This is a genomic window from Fredinandcohnia quinoae, from assembly GCF_022427965.1.
GTDB classification, from domain to species: Bacteria; Bacillota; Bacilli; order Bacillales; family Bacillaceae_L; genus Ferdinandcohnia; species Ferdinandcohnia quinoae.
The window spans coordinates 1-24,343 of the sequence record NZ_JAKTTI010000015.1 but is presented as its reverse complement, the minus strand read 5'-3'; the positions used below and the strand labels follow the sequence as shown (position 1 = coordinate 24,343).

At 36.8% G+C, this 24,343-nt stretch carries 18 protein-coding genes and 1 riboswitch; of the genes, 3 read left to right on the top strand and 15 right to left on the bottom strand.

All coding sequences use genetic code 11. The annotated features are described in order from the left end of the window. Positions 1-132: 132 nt before the first annotated feature. From addA to MJG50_RS10785, 8 genes are all read right to left on the bottom strand, one after another. Positions 133-3,897 (bottom strand): helicase-exonuclease AddAB subunit AddA, encoded by a 3,765-nt coding sequence (gene addA, locus MJG50_RS10820; RefSeq protein WP_240255652.1) that lies wholly within the window; start codon positions 3,895-3,897, stop codon positions 133-135. After that, positions 3,890-7,384, bottom strand: a complete 3,495-nt coding sequence (addB, locus tag MJG50_RS10815; RefSeq protein WP_240255650.1) for a helicase-exonuclease AddAB subunit AddB — start codon at positions 7,382-7,384, stop codon at positions 3,890-3,892. The genes addA and addB overlap by 8 nt, the downstream gene beginning before the upstream one ends. A gap of 157 nt (positions 7,385-7,541) precedes the next feature. Beyond that, the gene (locus MJG50_RS10810; protein WP_240255648.1) at positions 7,542-8,003 is read right to left on the bottom strand and encodes a flavodoxin domain-containing protein; all 462 of its coding nucleotides are present in this window, start codon (positions 8,001-8,003) and stop codon (positions 7,542-7,544) included. Positions 8,004-8,012: 9 nt separating this feature from the next. Further along, positions 8,013-9,053 carry a ribonucleotide-diphosphate reductase subunit beta gene (locus tag MJG50_RS10805; protein ID WP_431307274.1) on the bottom strand — a complete coding sequence of 347 codons (1,041 nt, stop codon included), beginning with the start codon at positions 9,051-9,053 and terminating at the stop codon, positions 8,013-8,015. Between the two features lie 22 nt (positions 9,054-9,075). After that, the gene (locus MJG50_RS10800; protein ID WP_240255644.1) at positions 9,076-11,364 is read right to left on the bottom strand and encodes a ribonucleoside-diphosphate reductase subunit alpha; all 2,289 of its coding nucleotides are present in this window, start codon (positions 11,362-11,364) and stop codon (positions 9,076-9,078) included. A gap of 130 nt (positions 11,365-11,494) precedes the next feature. Continuing rightward, positions 11,495-11,691, bottom strand: a riboswitch (cobalamin riboswitch). Positions 11,692-11,817: 126 nt separating this feature from the next. Further along, positions 11,818-12,765 carry an alpha/beta hydrolase gene (locus tag MJG50_RS10795; RefSeq protein WP_431307273.1) on the bottom strand — a complete coding sequence of 316 codons (948 nt, stop codon included), beginning with the start codon at positions 12,763-12,765 and terminating at the stop codon, positions 11,818-11,820. 18 nt (positions 12,766-12,783) lie between these two features. Continuing rightward, entirely contained in the window at positions 12,784-14,088 is a 1,305-nt protein-coding gene (locus MJG50_RS10790) for an MFS transporter (protein ID WP_240255642.1), read from the bottom strand. 68 nt (positions 14,089-14,156) lie between these two features. Beyond that, positions 14,157-16,445: a glycoside hydrolase family 3 C-terminal domain-containing protein gene (locus tag MJG50_RS10785; protein ID WP_240255640.1), complete on the bottom strand. Its 2,289-nt coding sequence runs from the start codon at positions 16,443-16,445 to the stop codon at positions 14,157-14,159. A gap of 149 nt (positions 16,446-16,594) precedes the next feature. Here MJG50_RS10785 and MJG50_RS10780 point away from each other — a divergent pair, with 149 nt between their 5' ends. Next, positions 16,595-17,812, top strand: coding sequence for a helix-turn-helix domain-containing protein (locus tag MJG50_RS10780; RefSeq protein ID WP_240255638.1), 1,218 nt, complete (start codon positions 16,595-16,597; stop codon positions 17,810-17,812). An 87-nt stretch (positions 17,813-17,899) separates the two neighbouring features. On the opposite strand, the gene MJG50_RS10775 is transcribed toward MJG50_RS10780, so the two are convergent. From MJG50_RS10775 to MJG50_RS10765, 3 genes are all read right to left on the bottom strand, one after another. Further along, positions 17,900-18,250, bottom strand: a complete 351-nt coding sequence (locus MJG50_RS10775) for a VOC family protein (RefSeq protein ID WP_240255636.1) — start codon at positions 18,248-18,250, stop codon at positions 17,900-17,902. Between the two features lie 120 nt (positions 18,251-18,370). After that, the gene (locus tag MJG50_RS10770; RefSeq protein ID WP_240255634.1) at positions 18,371-18,892 is read right to left on the bottom strand and encodes a DinB family protein; all 522 of its coding nucleotides are present in this window, start codon (positions 18,890-18,892) and stop codon (positions 18,371-18,373) included. Between the two features lie 87 nt (positions 18,893-18,979). Beyond that, positions 18,980-19,516, bottom strand: a complete 537-nt coding sequence (locus MJG50_RS10765; protein WP_240255632.1) for an isochorismatase family protein — start codon at positions 19,514-19,516, stop codon at positions 18,980-18,982. Between the two features lie 161 nt (positions 19,517-19,677). On the opposite strand from MJG50_RS10765, the gene MJG50_RS10760 reads away from it, so the two are divergent. After that, a complete protein-coding gene (locus tag MJG50_RS10760; protein ID WP_240255630.1) occupies positions 19,678-20,514 on the top strand; it encodes a VOC family protein in 837 nt (278 codons plus the stop codon). Positions 20,515-20,562: 48 nt separating this feature from the next. Here MJG50_RS10760 and MJG50_RS10755 read toward each other — a convergent pair whose 3' ends face one another. Both MJG50_RS10755 and MJG50_RS10750 read right to left on the bottom strand, forming a co-directional pair. Beyond that, positions 20,563-21,204, bottom strand: coding sequence for an HAD family hydrolase (locus MJG50_RS10755; protein ID WP_240255628.1), 642 nt, complete (start codon positions 21,202-21,204; stop codon positions 20,563-20,565). Beyond that, positions 21,201-21,719 carry a GNAT family N-acetyltransferase gene (locus MJG50_RS10750; protein WP_240255626.1) on the bottom strand — a complete coding sequence of 173 codons (519 nt, stop codon included), beginning with the start codon at positions 21,717-21,719 and terminating at the stop codon, positions 21,201-21,203. The genes MJG50_RS10755 and MJG50_RS10750 overlap by 4 nt, the downstream gene beginning before the upstream one ends. Before the next feature lie 147 nt (positions 21,720-21,866). On the opposite strand from MJG50_RS10750, the gene MJG50_RS10745 reads away from it, so the two are divergent. Continuing rightward, positions 21,867-22,277: a VOC family protein gene (locus tag MJG50_RS10745; RefSeq protein WP_240255624.1), complete on the top strand. Its 411-nt coding sequence runs from the start codon at positions 21,867-21,869 to the stop codon at positions 22,275-22,277. A gap of 56 nt (positions 22,278-22,333) precedes the next feature. Here MJG50_RS10745 and MJG50_RS10740 read toward each other — a convergent pair whose 3' ends face one another. Continuing rightward, the gene (locus MJG50_RS10740) at positions 22,334-22,882 is read right to left on the bottom strand and encodes a GNAT family N-acetyltransferase (RefSeq protein WP_240255623.1); all 549 of its coding nucleotides are present in this window, start codon (positions 22,880-22,882) and stop codon (positions 22,334-22,336) included. 102 nt (positions 22,883-22,984) lie between these two features. After that, positions 22,985-23,971 (bottom strand): nuclease-related domain-containing protein, encoded by a 987-nt coding sequence (locus tag MJG50_RS10735; RefSeq protein ID WP_240255621.1) that lies wholly within the window; start codon positions 23,969-23,971, stop codon positions 22,985-22,987. Between the last annotated feature and the right edge of the window lie 372 nt (positions 23,972-24,343).

Here is a 24,343-nt window from a genome sequence, read left to right as displayed (position 1 = left end):
TTTGATACCTGCGATATTTATTCATTAGGGAATCTTAATTCGGCGTTAGTAATCTACATTCAATGTTAGCCTTCAAGTTTCCCGACTGAAAAAACAGGATTCCGCCACTTACAACGGAATCCTTTCTTCTCATTATACCTCTAGCAAATATCCACCATCAAAAAAGTATAAATATCTTTCTTTTAGTGGCTTTTTCCATATATGTTCGATTGCTTGACTGTAAAGCTCGAGTTGGACTCGATAACGATCTTCCAAGACAGGCTTCGCTTCTTCAAAACCACCTTTAAATCTCCCTGTTATCGTATCTGTTTTGTAATCAATCAGAACAATTCCCTCTTCATCCTCGAAAATACAATCGATGACACCTTGGATTAATACATTCTCCTCTTGTAAATCCGTCCAATCTGCATATGCAACACTTGCAGGTAAAGCCACACTAAATGGAACCTCGCGGCAAACCTCTTCAGCTCTCATCATTCTTTGAGCAATGCTCGTATTGAAAAATCCAATTACACTTTCGATATCGATTACTCCTGCCTGTTCAGGTGTCAGTAACTCTTGATTAACCATCTTTGCAATCTGCTCATGAATTGTATCCTCATGAATTGCATCTTTAAAATTAACATGCTGCATGACCATATGCATCGCTGTACCTCGTTCAGCAGCTGTAAGTGATTTTTGCTGCATAAAGCGTGGTCGGTCTGCAATCGATGAACGGAATTTTGGTATAAATGCCGTATCACTATTCTCGTCAATTTGATCACGTTGTCTCTTAATCTCAGATACCGATTGCTTTGAGCGCTTGTTCGAAGCTGATAGATAAGAATATGACCAAGTAAGCTGGTTCTTAATTTGAGAATAATGGCTTGTTTCAACCGGCACAGGTTCTCCCTCTATTATTGCTTGCTCGATTTGTTCATCCCTCATTTGCACCTCAGTATCAACATCATGTAACGTAGTCGAAGCAATTGAACGAATCTCCCATTTAGCTGGATGATTAACGAGATCATCAGGTAATTGCTTCGTGGATTCTTCCCCTCGTAAAGCTTGACAATCACGATGTCGAACAAGTGCTGGTCCAATCCAATCTAGGTAGTTTTTTGCACCAGCCCTTGTATGATCAGCAATCAGCCATTCCTTATTCGCTAATGTTGCTTGCCATTTTACAAGCTGCTTTTCCAAATCCTTTACTGTACCAACGAGATAAAGTTTTTCTTTCGCCCTTGTTAGAGCAACATAAAGCACACGCATTTCTTCAGCTATTAACTCAAGATGCATTTTCTTTTTAATTGCTTGCATCGGTAAAGTTGGATAGCTAATTCGAAGCTTCGGATTCACATACTTGGAGCCGAAGCCAAGTTCTTTATCTAATAAATATTTTTTATTCAGGTCCATCATATTGAATTGCTTTGAAAGTCCTGCAACAAATACAACTGGGAATTCGAGTCCTTTACTTTTATGAATTGTCATTAAGCGAACAACATCTTCTTGTTCACCCAGTGCTCTAGCAGTTCCTAGGTCATCACCACGATCTTGCATTCGCTCAATAAATCGCAAGAATCGGAACAAGCCTCTAAATGAAGTAGCTTCATATTGACGAGCTCTGTCATATAAAGCCCTTAGGTTCGCTTGGCGCTGTTTGCCACCAGGCATTCCGCCAACAAAATCATAAAAATACGTGTCCCGATATAATTGCCAAATTAATTCAGATAGCGCACCATTTCTTGCTTTTGTTCGCCAAATCTCAAGATTGTTATGAAACTGTTTTAACTTTTGATAGGTTTTATCATCATGAGGACTATCCTTAATGAACATTTTAAGTGCCTCATAGTATGGACTGTTTTTATCATATGTTCGAATGATTGCAAGCTCTTCCGCATCGAGTCCTACAATTGGCGAACGCAATACAGAAGCTAGTGGGATATCCTGATACGGATTATCAATTACTTTTAATAAGGACATCATAATCGATACTTCCGTTGCTTCAAAATACCCTGTTGATAGGTCCGCATAAATCGGGATTCCCTGTTGTTTAAATTCCTCCATGATTTGCGATGCCCATGGCATGGAACGCATTAAAATAACTACATCACGATAGGTCATGCTTCTCATTCGATCCTGTTTACGGTCGTATATTTGGAACTGACTCGAAATCATTTCTTTAATTTCCTTCGCCATTGCCCTTGCTTCAAGCTGTGCTGTTTCTAAATCAGCCTTATCGAATAAGACTACCTGTTCTTCACCCTCGTCTTCATTCTCATAAGTAACTGTCTCTTCTTCTTGCCCATTTTTATCAATTAAAAGGAGCTCTGCCGCCATTTTTTCACTTACTGGATATGAAGCACCAAGCTTCAATTCTGCATCTTCATCATAGATAATTTCACCAACTGTTTCACCCATCAATTGTTTAAACAGATAATTAGTTCCATCTAAAATTTCTGCACGACTTCGGAAGTTTTTTGAAAGATCAATTCGAATTCCAGTTCCCTCTCCAGCTTGGGTAAATCGCTTATACTTACTTAAGAAAAGAAGTGGTTCAGCGAGTCTGAAACGGTAAATCGACTGCTTGACATCTCCTACCATAAATAGATTCCCTGTTACTTCTCCTTCTTTCGTTACGAGCTGTAAAATCGATTCCTGGACCATATTCGTATCCTGGTATTCATCAACAAGTACCTCTTCAAATTGAACGCGGTATTCAAGCGCTGCTTCAGAGGGTATGAGCTTCCCAGTATCCGAATGACCTTTTCGTAAAATATTCAAACAATAATGTTCTAAGTCAGAAAAATCAACAAGTCCCTTTTCTTCCTTTACCTTCTGGAATTGCTCACCGAACTCAATGACAAGCTGGATTAGCATACCGATCGAAGACTGCATTTCTATAATATCCTGCAGATAGCTTTCAGGCTTTCGGCTAAATAAATCCTCCTTCAGCTTTTGTACTTGCTTTTTTGCGTCATCCCTAAGCTTTGTCACTTGCTTTAAAAGGATTTCATCGTATTCATCACCTTTACAAGACTTTGCCGTTTTAAACGTAACGTTTTGCATTGCTTCATATAATGCCGTCCAGGATTCATCTTTTGCATGTAAAAGGCGGTAAATTTGTTCTAGATCCGTTTCTATTGTTTCGGCACGCGGTGCTGGACCACCAGGCTCCCTTGTCAGATCAAGCCCTTGTAAAAGATTCGCCTTCACCCCCTCAAGTTGAAGAGAAATATCTGCTAATAAATATGGAATGTATGGGGTATCCTCTAATGATCGTTCATCCACTTCATACTCGGCCGCAATTTGACGTAGCCACTCATTTGGTGATGGATGTGCCCGTGAAAATTCATATAATTTTCGGATCATATTTTGTAATTCAGTATCTGTTCGATCATTCGTGAACCGGTCAACGAGATCAAAGAACTGAATGTTATCAGGATTACTATAATGCTCCTCGAATAATTCCTCCATCACCTCGTCACGAAGAAGCTCAGCTTCAGTGGAATCCGCAATCCGAAATCCTGGATCGATATCTATCAAATAATAAAATTTACGAATAACCTCTAAGCAAAATGAGTGAATCGTAGAAATGGAGGCACGGTTAAGTAAGCTTAATTGCCTTCTTAAATGAAGAGAACCAGGCTCCTCCTTTAATGCCTTCTCAAGTGCTTCACCAACTCGGTTTCGCATTTCAGCTGCAGATGCATTCGTAAATGTCACAACTAATAAGCGATCGACATCAACTGTAATCTCTTTAGAAAGGATTTTTTTTATGATCCGTTCAACTAATACTGCCGTTTTACCTGACCCAGCAGCTGCTGCAACAAGAATATCCTGGCCACAAGAAACAATCGCTCTCCATTGATCATCAGTCCATTGACTACCTTCTGGTTTTTCGACGATATTACTCATGAATGCCTGCACCTCCATTTCTGATTTTATCTAAAACGACATCGTTTTTTTCTGCCGATAGGACGCGGTAATTATTATCCTCTAGACTTTGATCAAATTGACAGACTGATTTAAACGCACAAAATGTACATGGTGTTTTATCTTTTAATTTATATGGAGCAATATCAATTTCACCGTTTGTAATTCGATTACCTGTGTTCTTAAAAACACCTCTAACATGATTTCGGAGATGGCCAATATCTTCTTCGCTTGCAATTTGTGAAGTTGAGTAAAAGCTGCCATCTTTTTTTATTGCTGCTGATACAATTTGTGAATAGCCTGTATCCAATGTTTGGTCCATCAATCGGACTGTCTCCTCGTCACCTAAAAGAAGACCTTTCATTTTAAATCTCTTAAAAATCTCTTCTTCAATTTTATCTTCGGGCATTGCCTTATTTGCATTAATCAACGGATCATGCACATGAAAATAGACGACACCCGCTGGTGTTGCAGTCGTTCCAATCCACTCTTTTGAAGACGAAATAATCACATCAAGATATGTGAGCATTTGTAATGCAAGTCCGTAGTATACCTCTGCTAAATCAAGGGATTTCTGACTTGATTTATAGTCAACAACCCTTAATAATACTCCTTTGGAGCTTTCCGCTTTATCAACACGGTCAATTCGGCCAACTAACTCCATCGTACTTCCGTTATCAAGCGTGAACTGAATCGGTGGTAATGGACCTTTCTTTCCAAATCCTAGCTCCATCCCAATTGGTGCAAAACCACTAGCTTTCGCATGCTCACTTAAAATAGACGATGCACGACTTATGATTTTTTGAAGCTTTTGCATAATGTAATGGTATCTGTTTGAGCTTAGTAAAATCTCATTTTGCAATTTCGGTGCAAGTGCTTCAACAGCATCTGCAGCTAATTGGTCACACTGCGCTTTTGTGATATCTCGCCAATCGAGGCCCTTTTCTCTTAGTGAATCCGATATTTCCTTTAATGCTGCATGGAACAGCTCACCAATATCCGGTGATTCCAAGCGAAAAACCTTTCGATCGCGTAAATGAAGACCATAGTTTGCAAAATGTGAGAAAGCACATCCTTGGAAGACTTCCATCCTGGATACACTCCCTTGAATATGGTCACCATACAAAGCTTTTGTAATCTCTCTTGAGAGCTTATTCGGTTTATTTTTATAAAATAAACTATTAAGCACAAGCTGAGTTGCATCTTTCATATCTTCGATGTTTACAAAATAATTGTACACATCCCACCAGAGGTCTTTAATCGGATATTGTTTTTTCCATGCTTGTAATTGAGTTGCTAAATATGACAGAGAAACATTGGGATTAACGATATATTCCAACTGATTTTCTTCTGCTAGCTCTGATGGTTCATTTAAATAGAACTTTTCATTCATATTTGGAAAAATTTCTTTTAATCGCTTAAGAATCGTCGATGGAAGAAGTGATTTTCCTTCTTCATTTGCAAGGGGGTAGCTAATAAAAAGCTGATCAGATGGACTCGTAATGGCACAGTAGATTAAAAAATTCTCATCTAGTAAAGTCACTCGACTACCAGGTGCTAATCTCATGCCAGATTCGCCAAGCATTTCCCTGTCCTTTTCTGAAAAAACCCCTTCTTCATTTGGTCTTGCTGGAATAACGCCATCATTTGCACCAATAATAAAGGTACATTTAATATTTGAAAATCTTGAACGTTCCAGGCTTGCAATTAAGACCTGGTCGATGGCTGGTGGAACAAGAGCAAAACGCATACTCTCTATACCCGTTTCCAGCATATTGCAAAATAATGTGGGCTCTACTTTTTCATCTGCCATAATTTCTACGAATTGATCAAGCAACTCAAGAACTGAATTCCAAACTTGGTCATTCTCTCTTGCTTCAGATAATCTGCCCGACATTTCAGCAATAAGCTTAAGCTCTTCCATTTTTGCAGGAATTTCAAGTTCTTCTAAATACAGAAACAGAGCTTCACACATACTCCGTCCAGTCTTTGCCTTTTGAAGACGTTTTTGTAATGTAAGCAGTGGTTCGACAATCATTTGACGAAGATCGTTCAACATATCCTCATAGTCACGTTCTTTATTTGTTTGGGTAAGACCATCCTCTTCGATTCCACGAAAACGCTTGTACTTCCAACGTTTATCGCTTGTCCATTTATATCCTTGAATTCCATATTCAAGCACATAGTTTTCAAGCTTGTCCATATCCTCACGCAGTTTAGTTATATCCTCTCCAAATGGATATAAAAGATCTGTCTTTACACAACGAAATACAGCTTCATAACGCCAATTCCCCGTAATAACCTCAAGACTTGAACGAATCAGTTCAATTAAGGGATGATTTAACATCGAGCGCTTTTGATCAATAAAAAATGGGATCTGATAATCTTGAAAGATTGTTTCGATGATTTCGTGATACTCACCCGCATTACGAACTAAAAGAGCAATTTCTCGATATCGGTAGTTTTGTTCACGAACTAATTTTTGGATTTCACGAGCAATCCCTTCAATTTCAGCTCTTCGGTTGACAGCCTGTGCGAGGGTAATTGCAGCCTTTCCACTGTAAGAAACTGTAGGTCTTTCATCAAAATATGCTTCCAAATGAGTTAGTGATGGTTCAAGAACAAAGCGCATTTGTTCTCGTAAGAAGATAGGTTCTTCTACCTTAATTTGATCCTCTGAAGCTAATTGACAAATTGATTGATAAGTTGTCCCAGTCATTCGAAATAAGCTTAAATCGTGGGGAGGTAATCCATCATAGGCCTTATCAACTGTTAACGCAATGGTTACCTTTTTACCAACCTTCATTAATTGGCCAAGTACTTCAAGCTCCTGTGGAGTATAGCTATGAAAGCCATCAATAAGTATTTCAGCTTCCTTTATATAATTTGATTGAGGAATTTTCTCCGCGAGCAAACGCAAATAATCCTCAGAATCCACATACTTTTCAAATAAATGCTTTTCAAGGTCAACATATAGTAATTTGAGATCATGGAGTTTATCAGTGAGAACTTGATTCTGTTCATTTTGTAACTGGTGTCGTTGTTCCTCTAATTGTTCAGGTGTAATACAATACCTTTTAAACTCTGCTACCATTTCTTCCATCTGAGTAATGAAGCCATTTTTATCAGCAGCACGTGAAAAAACCTTCAAGTCTTGCTTTCGGGCTTCTATGATTTTTCGTAGGATCATATTAACCCCAACATTATTTACATGATAACGACTCATTCCTCCTGTTTCCTGTAATACACGCCAAGCTAAACGAGTAAAACTGAATACTTGAGCACGCATCATTCCACCAATTCCTGGTGTGTTAATAAGATCATATTCCATCTGAAATGTCATTTGATCTGGAACTAAATAGATAATTGGTGATCCTGTTGGTTCTTCTCTTAATTTTTCTCGGATAATTTCTAGGCATGTATGTGTCTTGCCTGAACCAGCACGTCCTATTATAAATTGAAGTGACATTATTGTTACCTCCAAAGTTGAATCATTGTTTCATTTAATACTCTAATTGTACCAAAAAAACGAAATACATGGTGTGAACTGTTACCTTCCAACTACAACCAAATTAAAAACAAAAAGAGTATGAACGCAATGAATATTACGCTCATACCCCTAATCGTTATATTAAAACCTTAGATCTACTTGCTTCATGTATCCGCTTCATCACAGACTTAACTAATCTTTGACACCTTTCAATATCCTGTAGTTGTGGGGATAGTTCTATTTTTAGTGTTGCAGCCAAGTTTGAATGTACATACAACATATCTCTAAAATCATTAACTGCCCCGCAAAAATGAGGATAAAATCTGTCACCAGTTCCGAACACACCAGTCACAATCTTTTTGGATTCTTGATCCTCAAAAGCTTGATATATCGTCTTCATTTCTTGAGGTATTTCTCCATCTCCCCACGTATATGTTCCGATGACAATAGCATCAAAATGGTTAATTTGTGAAATCGGAAACTGATCAATTTGGTATAATTGCACATTATCAATTTCATTCTTGAAAAATTGGTGAATGATATTCGCTACTTCATTGGTATTTCCTGTTATAGAAGAGTAAACAACTGCTATTTTCATAACCCACACCTACAATTCATCGAAGCCATTTGACTGTGAAACCTTAGTATAGGTTCGGGATTTTTGTTCGAAGAAATCAGATTTTGTTTCATTCATCATTTCATCACTGAAGACGTGAATCCATGGCATCGGATTGTCTCTTTCCTCATATAGATTTTGAAGTCCGAGCTGACGTAAGCGCTTATTCGCAAGATATTCCACATATCCTTTGAATTCATTCAATTCAATACCTTCAATGTCCTTTAAAATTACACTTGCCCATGCCTTTTCTAGCTCCACCGCTTGTCCCACTGTGTTATACACATATTCGATATTTTCTTCATTATTTAGATCAGGATTTTCAGTTAAAAGAATCCGTACAAACTGTGCGATAAAATAGGCATGCTGCATTTCATCCCGCTGAATATAACTAATCATTGTACTCGTCTTCAACATTTTTTGTTGACGTGCCAAATGATAGAAAAATGCAAAGCCAGCATAAAAATAAATACCTTCAAGATTAATCGAATTAATCCCAAGCTTAAATAAATTCTGCGGTGTTGGATTCTCACGAAAACATTCATATGCATCTAAAATGAGTTCATTTCGCTTTTGTACAATTGGGTCGCTTTTCGCCTGATTGAATCGTTCATTTTGCTCACGTAAAGGAATAAGAGAACTCAATATATAGGAATAAGACTCGTTATGCACAGCTTCCTGTTGTGAGATAACAGCAAAAATAGCCTTGAAGCTAGAATCTGTTACATAATCCATAACCTGACTCATCGTTGGGGTTTGCAAGCTATCAAGTGATGCCAGCTGTGTATTCACCCTTAGGAAAATATCCTGTTCCGTTGGACTTAAAAGATCCCATTGCTTAATATCATCCTGCATATTTATTTCCTGAGCCTTCCAAAAGTTTGCTAGCAATGTTTGATATAAGGTATACATCTGTGGATAGGCAATATCATTCCAGTTCAGTAATCCTGACGATTGTCCGTTAATAATACCTGTTGATTTATTTGGATGTTCTGGGTTTAATAATTTTATTTTCGTTAAAAGTGTATTCATACTCATATTCCCACTCCTTTATTTAGCTATGACAAGCCTCACATTCTTCTATTTCCTCCTGGGAAGTGCTTCGTACATAATAGGTTGTTTTCAACCCTTGCTTCCATGCTTCCAGATGTAGATTTAATAATTCCTTAGCTTTTATGTCGTGTCTTACATAAAGGTTAAAACTAATGGCTTGATCAATATGACGCTGGCGAGCAGCATTTTGTCTTATACCCCACACCTGGTCAAGCTCATGTCGTGCACGACGATAATAATTATACGTAATATGGTTCAAATCTGGAGCCGTTACTTTGAATTTAAAATTCTTCTTCTCCTCAGCGTATTCAACAGCATACAAAGGATCGATTCCATCTGTTGATCCACCTATTTTTGCAGTTGATGAATTAGGAGCAACAGCCATCAGCCATCCATTCCGGATGCCATTGTTTGCAACATTTTCTTTTAGTTCGTCCCATCGTGATGACTGGTATTGTTTACGCTGAAAATATTCACCTGTCTGCCATTCGGATCCTTCAAACTTACTGTAAGCTCCTTTTTCCTGAGCTAGTTCCATTGAAGAACGTATTGTATAGTAAGCAATATCTTCATAAAGCTCATCAGCATATTGAACAGCCTTATTAGATTCCCAATGGATGCCTTCAAGTGCTAACAAATGATGCCAGCCAAATGTACCAAGACCAACTGCTCTGAATTTCTTATTTGTCATCTCAGCTTGTCCGACTGAAATTGTATTTAAATCAACTACATTGTCAAGCATTCTTACTTGAATGCGAATTAAGCGTTCAAGTACATTTTGCTTAACGGCCTTTGGTAGATTAATAGAAGATAAATTACAAACTACAAAATCACCCGGTTTTCGAACAATGACGATATTTCCATCTTCATCCTTGAATTCCTTCACAATTGTGGTTGCTGACATATTTTGAGTAATCTCTGTACAAAGATTACTACAATAGATTGATGTCCTCCCTATCCCAGAAAGATGCTTATTTGGATTTTGACGATTAACTTCGTCTCGGTAAAACATGTAAGGTGTTCCAGTTTCTAATTGAGCAACCATAATACGTGCCATAATATCCATCGCACGATATGTTTTTCTAGGTAAAAGTGGATTGTTCACTGCTTCCATATATTTCTTAGTAAAAAATTTTCTGTCAGTTTCATCATAAAAATCCTCAAGACCTAGTAGATTGCCATTTTCATCCTTCCACCCCATCAATTGCTTCACTTGATGAGGGCAAAACGTATGCCATTCACCAATACTTCTTCCATTCTCATCGACTTCTTCTAATCTTTGCATAAAGAGGTCTGGGACAGTCACACCAGTAAAAATATCATGTGCTTTTCTGCGTTCATCTCCATTATTCGTCTTCAAATCTAAAAATCCATTCATGATATCCTTATGGAAAAGATCCAGATAAATGGCAATTGCACCTTGACGTTGACCAAGTTGGTCTACACTAACAGCTGTATCATTAATTAAGCGAATCCATGGGACAACCCCTGAAGAATTACCTTTAAATTTCTTAATATCAGAGCCTAGTGCACGAACCTTTCCATAGTAAATTCCGATTCCACCACCATCTTTACTCAACCTTGCAATATCCCAATTGTTTAAATAAATGCTATCAAGAGAATCATCGACAGTATCAATGAAACATGACGATAGTTGTCCAAAGCTTTTTCCAGCATTTGAAAGAGTTGGTGTCGCAACAGTCATATATAAATTACTTAATGCCCAGTATGCCTCTTTGACAAATCCCACTCTTTTCGATTTTTCTTCATTTTTCATTAATGTCATTGCAATAATCATAAATCTCTCTTGAGGTAGCTCATACACATTTCTCTCATGGTCCCTTGCTACATATCGATCAGCAAGTAAAAATAAACCAATGTAAGTAAATAAAGAATCACGTGTTGGATCAATTTCTTTTGCCAATTCTACGATCTCTTCTTTTTGATAGGAATATAGAAGGTCGGTGGAATAAATCCCCTTATCGGTTAGTGTCTGAATGAGCTTATATAAATCTCCATATTTCAAATGAGAATCATAGTTCCGATTTTTACCTGCTTCTTCATATAGTTCATCTAAGTAGAGCTTTGCAGCTAAAAATGTCCAATCAGGTTGATCCATTGCAATATTATTTAATGCATAAAATAATGCCTGTTGGTTTGCTTCTGACTTTGATAGATTCTTTGCTCTTATACGTTTTGTAATCTCTGAAATATCTAGTTGATACTTTCGTGAAGCGTTGTTAAGCTCGGCAATAACAATTTCCAAATCAGATTGAAATGTAGTACTCATTTTGTCCCCTCCAATAAAAATAAAAAATCCGCCCAATTAGATTGAGCGGATAATACGATAACATCAGAGAAAAAGAAAGAAACTTGGTTTCCCGACAGCCACCGTTTCCTTCTCAATCCCCGAAGAAGTTAAAACATCTCAAAAATAGACAGGTCTCCTGACTTATGCATCAACCTACTTTGAATCCTTCCCGCATACAAACCTCTTTCGAAGCTTCAATATACAGTGGTAATTTCATTTCGTACGCATTTACAGTTGCGGGGGCAGTTCTGGTATTTCACCAAATTCCCTTTTAAGCCTACAGGCATCTACTTTCAAGGCTAAACACTATATGTAGTTTAAATTTTGTTCATTAACACAATATGTGTAACTGCATTTAATAATAATCGAAATCTAGTAGAATAGCAAGACAAAAAAATACCGACTGAATAATAGTCGGCGTAAAGATGATTATTATTGTAATCCAAGTTTCATTGCTTCCACATATTGCTTTAAGGCACGTTGACTGACTTCAGCATCTGGGATTCCCAGCTCAAATCCGTGGTAACATCCAGGATATAGATGAAACTCCGTGGTTACTCCTGCTTGACTTAATCTTGCAACATAATTAATCGTTTCATCACGGAATGGGTCAAGCGTTCCAATACATGTATAGGTTGGTGGAAGTCCTGAAAGATCAGCAGCGAGAGCAGGTGATGCATATGGTGATACTTCACCTTTCTGTTTAGCCCCTAAATATAATTCCCAAGCTTTTATGTTATAGTCTCGATTCCATACTCGATGATCGGTAATTTCAATACTTGATGGTGTTATATTACGATGATCGATCATCGGGTATAACGGCATTTGAAAAACAATATGTGGCCCTTTTCGATCTCTAGCTAATAGAGTGAGTGCAGCTGTTAAGCCACCACCAGCACTTGCGCCAGCAACTCCAATACGGGAAACATCTACTCCAAGTTCGTATGCGTGATCAGCAAACCACGTTAATGCAGCATAGCAATCTTCTAAAGGTACAGGATATGGATGTTCCGGAGCTAATCGATAATCTACCGATACAACAATGCATTCCGCTTCCGAAACAAAGCGTTGACAAAGCGCATCATCACTATCAGGTGTTCCCATCACATAGCCGCCACCATGAATCCATAATAATCCTGGGAGGATTCCTTTCTTTTCGATAGGCTCATATATTCGTACCCTTACCTCTTCGGCACCTTCTGGCCCTGGAATCAACTGATCTGAAATTGTAATCGTTTCATCTCTTGGTTGCGGGTTCGATCTAGACACCTCATTTGCAAGTTGTCTAACCATATTGATATCGACAGTCTCCCAATCAAGCTTAATTTCTGGTGTAGCCATTAAATGACCAAGTAATTCAGGGTGCACCTTCTTTTCCATTATTTAGCCTCCCAATAACTAATTAATTGTCTGTCCCTTATTTGCATCGGTCAAAATTTGCTGTTTCTCTTTTCTATATTCTCCAACCTCTGGTAATGGTTTAATCGCAAAAATACTCAGTACAACAAACGATGCCAGGAATAAATAAAAGAAATTCCAGCCTCCAATCCCTAATAATAAAGGTGCAATCAATGGAACAATCGATTGCGGAAGTGTATTTGCTACATTCATTAATCCAAAGTCCTTAGCTGCATCTTCCTGATTAGGTAAAATACGCGTTACTAATGCCATATCAACAGAGGTAAAACAACCCATACCTAGGCCAATTATGACTCCAGCAATAAGAATTGTCGTGTAGTTTGGTAAAAATGCAACTACTAATATCCCGACTAAAATAACGAAAGCTGAGCTATATAAAAATGGCTTTTGTTTCTTGAGTTTGTCTGATAGAATTCCTCCTAATACACTTGTAAAAGCAGTTGCTGCTAAAGCAAGAATATTAATTAGACCAACGCTTGTAGTTGCTTCACTTTCCGAAAATCCTAGTCGGTTAACGAGATAGATTGTTAGATAAGAAGTAACACCTAATCCAATATTCAGTAAAAACTTAGAGATGATTGCCCATGTAAACTCTGGAAACACACGGGGATTAGGATAAACCTTACTTAGCTTTTCCACTAAAGTTAAGTTCTTCTTTTCCACTGCCACTTTTTCTACTTTTCCATCACGAATAATGAATAAACTGAGGATTGGGCCAACTATAGCAATAATTGTTATGACGAACCATTTTGTAATTGTAGGAACTGAATTCAAACTCATCATGAGAATCATTCCGACCCCAATGCCAATTGGTAGAGTCAGTCCAATTAGGCCTGACATTGTTCCACGTCTATGTTCTTCAACTTGGTCGGGAATTAGTGCAGTGTAGGCAGCCATCCCAAAGTTAAAGAACAGCTGTGCCACACACCATGCAATTAACACCTGCCAAATTTCTGTTGAGAGCCCAATCCAAATCAGCGCCATGCAGCCCAATAATGATCCTAATAAAATCCAAGTGCGACGCCGTCCAAATGGAATATTTGTACGATCACTTATCGCACCACCCAACGGATTCCCAATTAACGCCAAGAAAGCACCAGCACCTGCGACTAAACCATATGATGTCGTGTATCCTTGAGGGTCAATTTCAATCATTTTAAATGATAATAGCATAACAGCTGGGGTCATCAGACCAACCATCATGCATGAATAACCTAACAGAATGCCAAAAGTTAATCTGCCAAACGGTGTTTTTACTTGGCTTTTCAAAGTCTTTTCAGCCATATACTTCCCCCTCAAGGTAGAAAACTAAACCAATTCACAATTGTTCCGGATGCATCGATCAATCTGTTTTATTTTTGTATCTGGCTATTAAAAAGATCGATTACTCCAATTAACATTTCATCCGTAAATCTGCCCTCACTAAAATTAACAAGCGCACGTAAAGGTGTATTTTTGAGCATAGCAGCCATTGTTTTTGCAGCATCACTTTCTACGTCTGTTCCATTTATAAGTGGATTCATTTCACCTGCTTTTTCAAAAAGATCAATTGCAATAGGTGCTAAAATTGGATCTGATAGAATGTCACCAACAAGTGTATTTCTGTGTATCTTTTTCGGAATTGAAACAGTGGACTTAACATGGATTCTGTCAGATAGAACAATCTCACTTGATGATTTTCCAATTAAAATATCAAATTCACCTGTCTCAACATGCCAGTCTTTTAATTCCACGTTATAGTAAGCAAATGAACGTTTGTCTAAAATGAAAGTAACAGTCTTTTCTTCCCCAGGTTGTAACTCTACTTTCTTAAAGCCTTTAAGCTCCTTTTCAGGTCGGGCAATACTGCTACATACATCTTTCACATAAAGCTGCACAATTTCTTTCCCTGTGATATGACCAGTATTCTTAACATTTACACTGATTGAAACGTTATCAACATCCTGAATTTCATTCTTATCAATAGATAGACGACTATATTCAAAGTTTGTATAACTTAAGCCAAAACCAAACGGGAATAGCGGTTCAATTTTTTTCTTGTCATAATAACGATAACCAACGAATATTCCTTCTTTGTATTCCACTCGATCTCCATCACCCGGGAAATTTAAATAGGATGGATTGTCACTTAACACCTTCGGGAAGGTCTCAGCTAATTTGCCACTTGGATTTGCATCCCCAAATAATAAATCTGCAATTGCCCCACCATATGCCTGCCCTGCTAAATAACCTTCTAATACCCCTTTTACCTTATCAATCCACGGCATTTCAATTGGTGAACCATTACTTAATACGACAACAATGTTTTTGTTAACTTCAGAAATAGCCTCAATAAGCTGAACATGATTTTCAGGCATTCGTAGATGCTCACGATCATACCCTTCAGATTCATAGCGATCAGGCAGCCCAACAAAAAGAATCACTGTATCTGCTCCAGCTGCTACTTCTTTCGCCTCATTTATTAGTGATTCATCTGATTCATCACTATCAATGATATAGCCTTCGGCAAATGAGATCATTGTTTGATTACCTGAAACCTTTTCTATTTCGTCTAAAAAGTTTTCAAGTCTTGTCGGATTTATATGTGAGCTTCCACCACCTTGGTAACGAGGTTTTTTAGCAAATCCACCAATGACAGCGATATTCCCGCCCTTTTTCAGAGGTAAAATTTGATCTTCATTTTTTAATAAAACGACACACTCTCTTGCCACCTCTCTAGCTAATTGATGATGAGAATCCTTACTATAAATAGCATTTTCCTTTTTATTTTCAACAGCTTTAAAAATAATTGAAAGAAGGCGCTCTACGGCTTGATCTAGCTTTTCTTCTGTCAACTGACCATTTTTTACCGCATCAATAATTTTCTTCTCTCCATTTCCATGGCTAGAAGGCATCTCTAACTCAAGACCATTCGCAAGACCAGCCACTCGTTCATTCACTGCACCCCAGTCAGAGACAACAAAGCCTTCAAAACCCCACTCTTCCCTTAATATCTCATTTAAAAGATCGTTATTTTCCGATGCGTACTCTCCATTGACTTTATTATAAGCACACATGACCGTCCAAGGCTGCGCTTCCTTCACAGCACCTTCAAAACTAGCTAGATAGATTTCACGCAATGTTCGTTCATCAATTATTGCATCAGTTGACATTCTACGGTGCTCTTGATTATTCGCTGCAAAATGCTTTAAAGATGTTCCTACTCCTTGACTTTGGACCCCTTTAATATGATTGGCTGCCATTTGTGTTGAAAGATAAGGATCCTCTGAAAAATATTCAAAATTCCTACCACAAAGGGGCGAACGTTTTATATTTGCACCAGGTCCTAGAAGGATTGCTACATCCTCTGCCTGACATTCCTCACCTAATGCCACACCCACCCTTTCAATCAATTCCGTATTCCAAGAACTTGCTAACCCTACGGCAGAAGGGAAACAAGTAGCAGGTATACTGTCGTATAACCCCATATGATCAGAGTTTTCAGCCTGCTTTCTTAATCCATGTGGCCCATCTGCTACCATAATTGATGGAATTCCTAATCTTTCAATCCCTTTTGTATGCCAAAAATCCAGTCCAGAACAAAGACTTGCCTTTTCTTCGATTGTCATTTCGGAAATAATTCTCTTAATATTTTTTCCCATCATAATCCTCCTCGAAAAATTGACTTTGAAAACGTTTTCTTACCCTCTATTATAATTTTTCTTAACCTAACAATATGGTATATTTTTTAGAAAAATAGTAAAATTTATAGTATAGTTTTAAAAATATTCACTCAACTAGAGGTGGAGCTATGAATACTTTCAAGTTTGAAACCCTGGAATATGTTTGCAAGCTGCTTTTTAATTCGTATAACATATCTATTTTCTGTATGGATAATGAGGGAGATTTGGTTTTTGAGTACTCGTATAATAGTCTGTATAATCCTCTTTACCCTTCCAAAAAGGAGTTTTTAAAACAATTTTTTATTCAGGATGAGCCTTGTCATATTCCAATATTCAAGACTACACAAAATCTAGAAAATTATTTTTCTATCAAATTGCAAGAAAATAAATGTATTCTTGTCGGTCCTGTCCTTTATTCAAGGTTATCGGATGAATCGGTAAAAGGCATTATTAACGACAGCCATTTAAAAATAAACCAAGATGTTCTTGTACAGCACTACCTTTCTCTTCCAATTTTAAGTCATTTGAATTTTATCAATATGAGTATGGTCCTCTATTACATGCTTTTTCAGCAGCAACTGGATCTAGTAGATATTTTACAGAACGATGAAATGCTTGAAATGAAAATGGATAAACTTGAAACACCTGATTTTTATATTTCCGAACGTCGTCAAAAAAGCAGCACCTTCTTTGATCCATTAGCTGAAAAGAAAATTTTTGATTGTATTAAGGAAGGCAAAACCGAAGAATTAATCAAACATATTAAGTCACTGCCTGAAACAGTGGAATTAGGGGTATTATCAAAAACAAGCCATTTAAGAAGCCAAAAAAATTTAGGAGTTGCGATCATCACTTTGGCAACAAGAGCAGCTGTAGATGGGGGAATTTACCCAGAAATTGCTTTTACTATAAGTGATTTATTTATCCAAAGTCTTGAAGAATTACAAGAGAGTAGGGCAATTCTTCCGTTCGTTGAAAAAGCATTAATTGAATTTGCAGAACGAGTAGAAAAAGGGAAGACACACAAGTATTCAAAGCCAATTAATACATGCCTAAACTATATATTCTCTCATCTTTATGAAGACATTACCCTTACTCATTTAGCTGAAGTCGCTGAAATGAATCCAAGTTATCTGTCCAGTCTTTTAAAAAAGGAAGTAGGTGTTTCTATGATCGAATATATCCAGCGTGCGAAGATAGATGAAGCCAAAAGCTTAATGACCTACACGTCCCATACTTTATCGGAAATCTCGACCCTACTAAATTTTCACGACCAAAGTCACTTTATAAAAGTATTTAAAAAGTATGCAGGTACAACACCAAATCGATTTAGGAATGGAGGATGAATTACATCCTCTGGGAATTTTTCTGTTTACTCTCCCCTTTATTAAATGCAACTTTCCGAAAGAGATAGCATTTTTTTTAAGATTGAATTATTTTTTTTGAACAAGCCCAATACCAAGTCCTACAGGATCTACTAAATATGCTAGATAAAAATCTTCAAACTCCATTTTATCCCGTACAATCATTGCACCGTTGGCTTTTGCTAATGAAATGGCTTCATCAATTGAATCTACTTCAATTTGGATACGAGTTCCAAAAGGGTAATCATGTGGTCCTTTTGCAATTCCCCCATCAATTCCAGCTTTTCCTTCTTCTCCAGTCACAACCTTCCAATAATCCCAGTTAGGCTCAGCAATCTTCCAACCGAAGACTTTTGAATAAAACTCCAAAACTTTCTCTGGTTCTTGACTATTTAACTCAAATCCTATTACCCTAGCCATTCTAATCAATTCCTCCCCGTTGAAATATCAACTGTGCTTCTTTACTTTAAGTAAAATTGTATACGATAGAAAGGTTTCCTTTAATTCCTTTCTTACCTTTGGTAAAATAATTTGTCTCGATCATCTCTTTAATACCCCTAAATATTCTATCCATGGTCCAACATCCAATTTATATCTCTTTGCCATTACCCGTACAATTTGAGAAATATGAGTTAAATCATGAACAACCCATGTTGAGATTAATTCTCTAACTTTTACTTTCCCAAAGGCAGGATGTGAACCTGTTAATTCAAGATGGTCAGGAGTTATAAGCTTTGTTAATTTAACGATGTTTTCTGTTCTAGTCGTATTGAATTCAAGTAATTTTTGCTCTATGTTTTTTTCAGATTTCTCATTTAGATGCGAATAACGATCAAAGGGGGGAAATGGTCTACTTTCACCATCCAGCAGAATCATTTCTAATCTTGGTATCCAATTATATTTCTCCCCTTCAATGAGATGGTCGATCACCTCAATAACACTCCATGTTCCCTCACCTTCATTACAGGTCATCCATTCATCAGATAATCCATCTAAAAAAATCCCAATTGTTTTTGGTGTACGCTTCAAAACCTCAATTGCTTCCTGCAGATTAAAATTCATTTAATCGATCCTTTCATCTTTAATCAACTGAAGCTTGAATCACACAATCTAAAAAATCATGTGGGAAGCTCATGGCTATACTACCTATTATTTCTTTTCCTTATATTCCTCTACATACTCATCATAGTCTAAAACTTCGATGGCCCCAGACCAATGTAAAACCGTACCAACGAAGTCCTTAATGTCGAGCCCTGGCATTTCATATGTATCTTCTGAATTCGTTGTTCCTGTTGCATTCTCAATGAAGGTTACTTCATAACCTCTATCATAAGCAGCAATTGCTGTGAACATGCAGCAAAATTCGGTATTAAAACCTGTTATAAAAAGATGGTCAACCTCTAGTTTTTCTAAAAGATTACTGAGTTCTGTCTTATAAAACGAACTTGGTGTATGCTTCTCAATTATGTATTCAGCATAATCTTTAAGGGAACTATGAAGCTCTGATCCAACAGAGTTTCGATATAGTGGATCTTCCTCATTATCTTCCATATGTCGAATGAAAATGACCGGAAGATTTCTTTCTTTAAAATCTTTAATTACCTCTTCCATAAGAGATAGTTCTTTTGTAAAATCGCTAAAATTTACAATTCCATTTTGTACATCAATTACTAAAAGTGCTTTCATTGCACTACACCTCCGTTGCAACAATATTTCTAGATATACTGGTGAAAACCCTTTAATTTTTCTTATAATTTTATATTTTTCAACATTTCAGTTGACATTAAACTTACTTTAAGGTTTACGATAACAGTATACATATCAATTTTTTGAGGAGAGTGGTACAAATGATGTTTCGTTGGGATGGTGGATTTATAATGGTATCTTGGGATGGATTTGATGAAGGAGTGGAATGGTACACCCATCACTTTGGTTGGACTTGCCTTGATAAAGTAATTACTCCTGTTGGCAAAAAAGCATTTCTCCAGATGCCAAAAGCTGGTGTTGTGACTTTAAAGTCATTTGAGGGTGACTATGAACATTTTCTAAATGATCATGGCGAAGAGGGAAATGTTCGGCTCTGCTTTGAAATTGGAGATTTAGAGAGAATGATTGATTATGCACGCTTGAACAAGATTCCATTTAGTACACCAATTACATTGCCAAATGGAATGAAAAGCATTGACATCATCGGTTTCGAAAATGCTCGGTTTACAGTATTTGAGAATCCTTCATTGAAAGATACATATCCCGAAGCTAAGATACTAGGTTTTGGTGAAGTAAATACAAGGATTGGAGTAACCAACCTAGACCATGCGGTTGAATGGTACACAAAAAACTTAGGATTCATTAAAAAGGAAGTAAACCATGAAATGGGTTTTGCCCATTTACAGACAGAGGATGCATACGACCGACACGTTCTGAAAGAAACTTTTTATGATAACATCTACCTTGAAAAAATCGAGACGGCAGTAAAAGGAAACCCTTCTGTCCGTACATACTTTGATATTAGACCCGATGAATTCTTTGATGCGTATAATATGCTAATTAAAAATGGGGTAACTCCTTCACAAATAGCCGGAGATCCTATGAAAGGCTGGGGTGGCTTTCATATCTTCGACCCAGACGGGAATCGGATCAATATATGGTCCTATCAAATGATGCGAGAAGTATACAAAGGATAAAAGATCCAGAACTTTTCATCCTGGATCTTTTATCGCAAATCATTTAGATTAAAATCGTTTTTCAATCAAATTTTTAAATGACTTTACATTATAACAGCTATCATTTGGCTGTACTGAAAATGAAATCGATTGGTAGTTTGGCAGCCATTGCACTCCTACTGTGAATACATTTGCACTGATTCCTGCTTGAATGTCAGCATCACTATCCCCGACAAAAATCACTTCTTCATTCGAAGCTTCTAATCGTTTTAGCGCTTGAAATATTCCTTCTGGATGTGGTTTCGGCTGAACTACATCATCTCCGGTAATAATCACGTCAAAATACGCTTCCATTTTTAACTCTTTTAATGAAATTTCTAAACTTCTTCTTGCTTTTCCAGTAAAAATACCAAGTTTGAAACCCATACTTTTTAAATCTCCAAGCAGCTGAAGAATTTCAACATTATCCTCAACATAATGCGAATGCCTATCTTGATAGCATGTATAATACATTTCAATTGCTTCTTCTATTTTTTCACTTGAAAGATTTTCTTTTATAATCCCAGTTTCCGAAGGTCCAAACATAGCTACAATTTCAGAATTTGTAAGATCCCTATTATCAAATGTTTTAAAAACCGATTGAAATGCGTAAAAACAAATCGGCAATGTATCTGCAAGCGTTCCATCAAAATCAAAGATAACTGCTTTCATTGTATTTCCTCCTTTAAAAACAAAATCAAATGCTCCTCATCAGAATATATGCCGTTAAACTTTATCGCCTTTTTTTCAAATGCATAGATATCAAAACCAACATCTGTATATAGTTTTTTTGCTAGTCTATTATAAGCATTAACAGTTAAATGAATTTGCTCGATGTCTCCTAATCTCTTTGCAAAACGAATAGCTTCCATCAAAAGTGATTTTCCTACTCCCGCTCCCCGCTTTTCTGGATCTACATACATCGCAACAATATTTGCTCGATGTCTAAGTTTTATCGGCTTATCTCGCATCAATGTTACAACACCAAATAATTCTTCCTCTTCGAACGCACCAAATGTAAAAATATCTTCTGATTGAAAGCTCTCCTTATATTCTTCTATTGGATTTTCCTTTTCCAAAGCCTCTTCATATGTTGTTAAAAAAGCTTCCGGTTCCGTTTTCAATGCTATTAACCGTAGATCCCAGTATTTTCTAGCATCCAGTGGAGTTAATTGTCTTATTCTCATTTTCTACCTCCTTATTTGACGAACGTACGTTTCCTTAGTTATGATGATAATGAGAGAATTTTATTGAGATATGTATGAGATTTTCCTAAAAGTGCAATCATAGTCAAAGTTATGTTAAAACAATTAATGAAATGAGGAGATTTATTTATGATGAACCAAGCATCACCCTATTTTATGTTTAACGGAAACGCAAGAGAAGCATTAGATTTTTATAAGGAACTTTTTGAAGGTGAAATTTTAAATGTTCAAACTTATGGTAATGCAGATTACCCAACACCTCCTGAAGCTGAAAATCTCATCATTAATGCTCAATTTAAGAAGGATAACCTATTTTTCATGGTGTCAGACACCTTCCCAGGAAGTACTGTTGAAATCGGAAACAATATTTCCTTAGTACTTGAGCTTGGAAGTGAAGAAGAAATCCAAAAGATTTATAGTCGTTTAAGTGAAAAAGGTACTGTCGAAATGGAGCTTCAAGACACATTTTGGGGTGCAAAATATGCAAAAGTAAAAGACCCTTTCGGAATCACTTGGGATTTAAATTATACAAAGTCATAATGCAAAGAAAACGGGTTCCTTTTTTGGTGGAATCCGTTTACTTGCCTCTATGAAAATTATGCTTCTTTTTTACTCCACTCCTGTTTTAAAAGTCCATAAAGATACATATCATACCGCTTCCCATCACGCTCTAGAAATTCTCTATATGTACCCTCCCTCTTAAATCCTACCTTTTCATACAAAGCAATTGCCCTTTCATTGTATTCAAAGACTGTTAATTGAATCCGATGCAAGTTTAATTCATGAAAGGCAAATTCTAAAACTAGCTGGATTGCCTCATATCCAACCCCTCTACCTCGATTTTCTTTTCCACCAATTGCGATTGCCATCCATGCATTTCGATGTGGCCAAATAATGCTGTCAAGATCGACAAACCCTACTAATCTATTTGAATCAAGCTCCCTAATTCCAAATACAAACTCCTTCTCATTTTTCTGCTCCACCCATTCTTTAAACGCATCAGGATGCTTTGGAAATGCAGGTAGTGTGTCAAGATTTCGTAAAAACTCCTGATCCTCATACCATTCAACAATTGTTGCAATATCTTCTTCCCTTATTCGAACGAGCTGCAACTTTTTTCCTTTTAAAAGATTATAAGATAACATATTTCCTTCTCCCCTATATATTACTACTTCTGTTATTCTCCATATTATCTTAATTTCCTTTAAATTATGATGATCTATTTAATGAATGAAGTTATCTTGAAGTTAGATATGATTATATGATGGATTTTTCGATAAATAATATACTCTTCCTTTTGTATTTCCGTCAAAATCAATACTGACAGAATTCAAAATACGTTGTGCCGCTGAGCAGGAAGGTAATAACAGAAAATCACGTAGTTTTCGATTAGTTATGGTTGTTCCAAAAAGCAAAATATAATCTGTGAGTGAATCGATATGTGCTGTTCGTGAAGAATACCCACAATCTGTACAATCCCATTTTCGCTGTGTTCGCTTCATTGGTAATGTGTTACATATAGGACAAAATACCCCTTTTAATAAATCATCCTCATTAATTCCAAATTTCATCAGAATATCTTCATCAAATGGGGTATTCATTTTTAGTAACTGATTGGTTAACTTTTGAATCTGTTTACCAGTTAAATCACCATTTTTGAATTGTCTTTCGTATTTATTGAACTTCTGCAAAAGATTAACACTATGTGTAATTTTCTGTATGTGCGGATGACCTTGAGTTGTACTAAGAATTGCGGACGAATTCGTTATTACTAATAACGTTTGTAATGGGGGTATTGGATAATTATTATGCATTAGTAGGCGCTTTAGTTGGAACTGTTGTCGATTTATTTGTGCGAGTGGACTGGTATAAGAAATCTTTTTATTTTCATTTGTTTGGATTAGCTGGTCGAAAATGTGGTCAAAATGTAGTTCCCCACGAAGATTCTTTGATTCGAGGATTAAAAAGTGAGTTGGACTAATAACTAAAACATCCATTTCAAAAAACTGACCATTTGCGGGATCCTTAATACGAAGACCATGAAAAATATGGTATCGCTTTTCATCCAAAAAACTCAAATAATATTGTAAGGACTTTTCTCCTTTATATCCGGCCATTCTTTTTCCAAGTTCACTTTCTATTTCTTGAAATTTGGGATGGTTTTTGGATAATCTTCTTTGTAATACGTGCAACTTTTTTAATCTTAGGGAGGGCTCAAGTTCTTTTTTTATCATTTATTCAACTCCTTTATTTGATTAAATTTTACTTTTCGACATTGATTGACGAAACCCTTCTTTAATTGACAAATTTTTTGGGGATATCTGTTAAAATGATTACGGGTCTAGGGAATTATTTAGTTGTTGCAACATTAATTCGGCGTTAGCAACAGGAATTCGGCGTTAACCACAGGAATTCGGCGTTAACCACTTTAATTCAGCGTTAGCCACAGGAATTCGGCGTTACCACTTTAATTCAGCGTTAACCACAGGAATTCGGCGTTAACCACTTTAATTCAGCGTTAACCACTTTAATTCAGCGTTAGCCACAGGAATTCGGCGTTAGTCACTTTAATTCAGCGTTAGCCACAGGAATTCGGCGTTAACCAC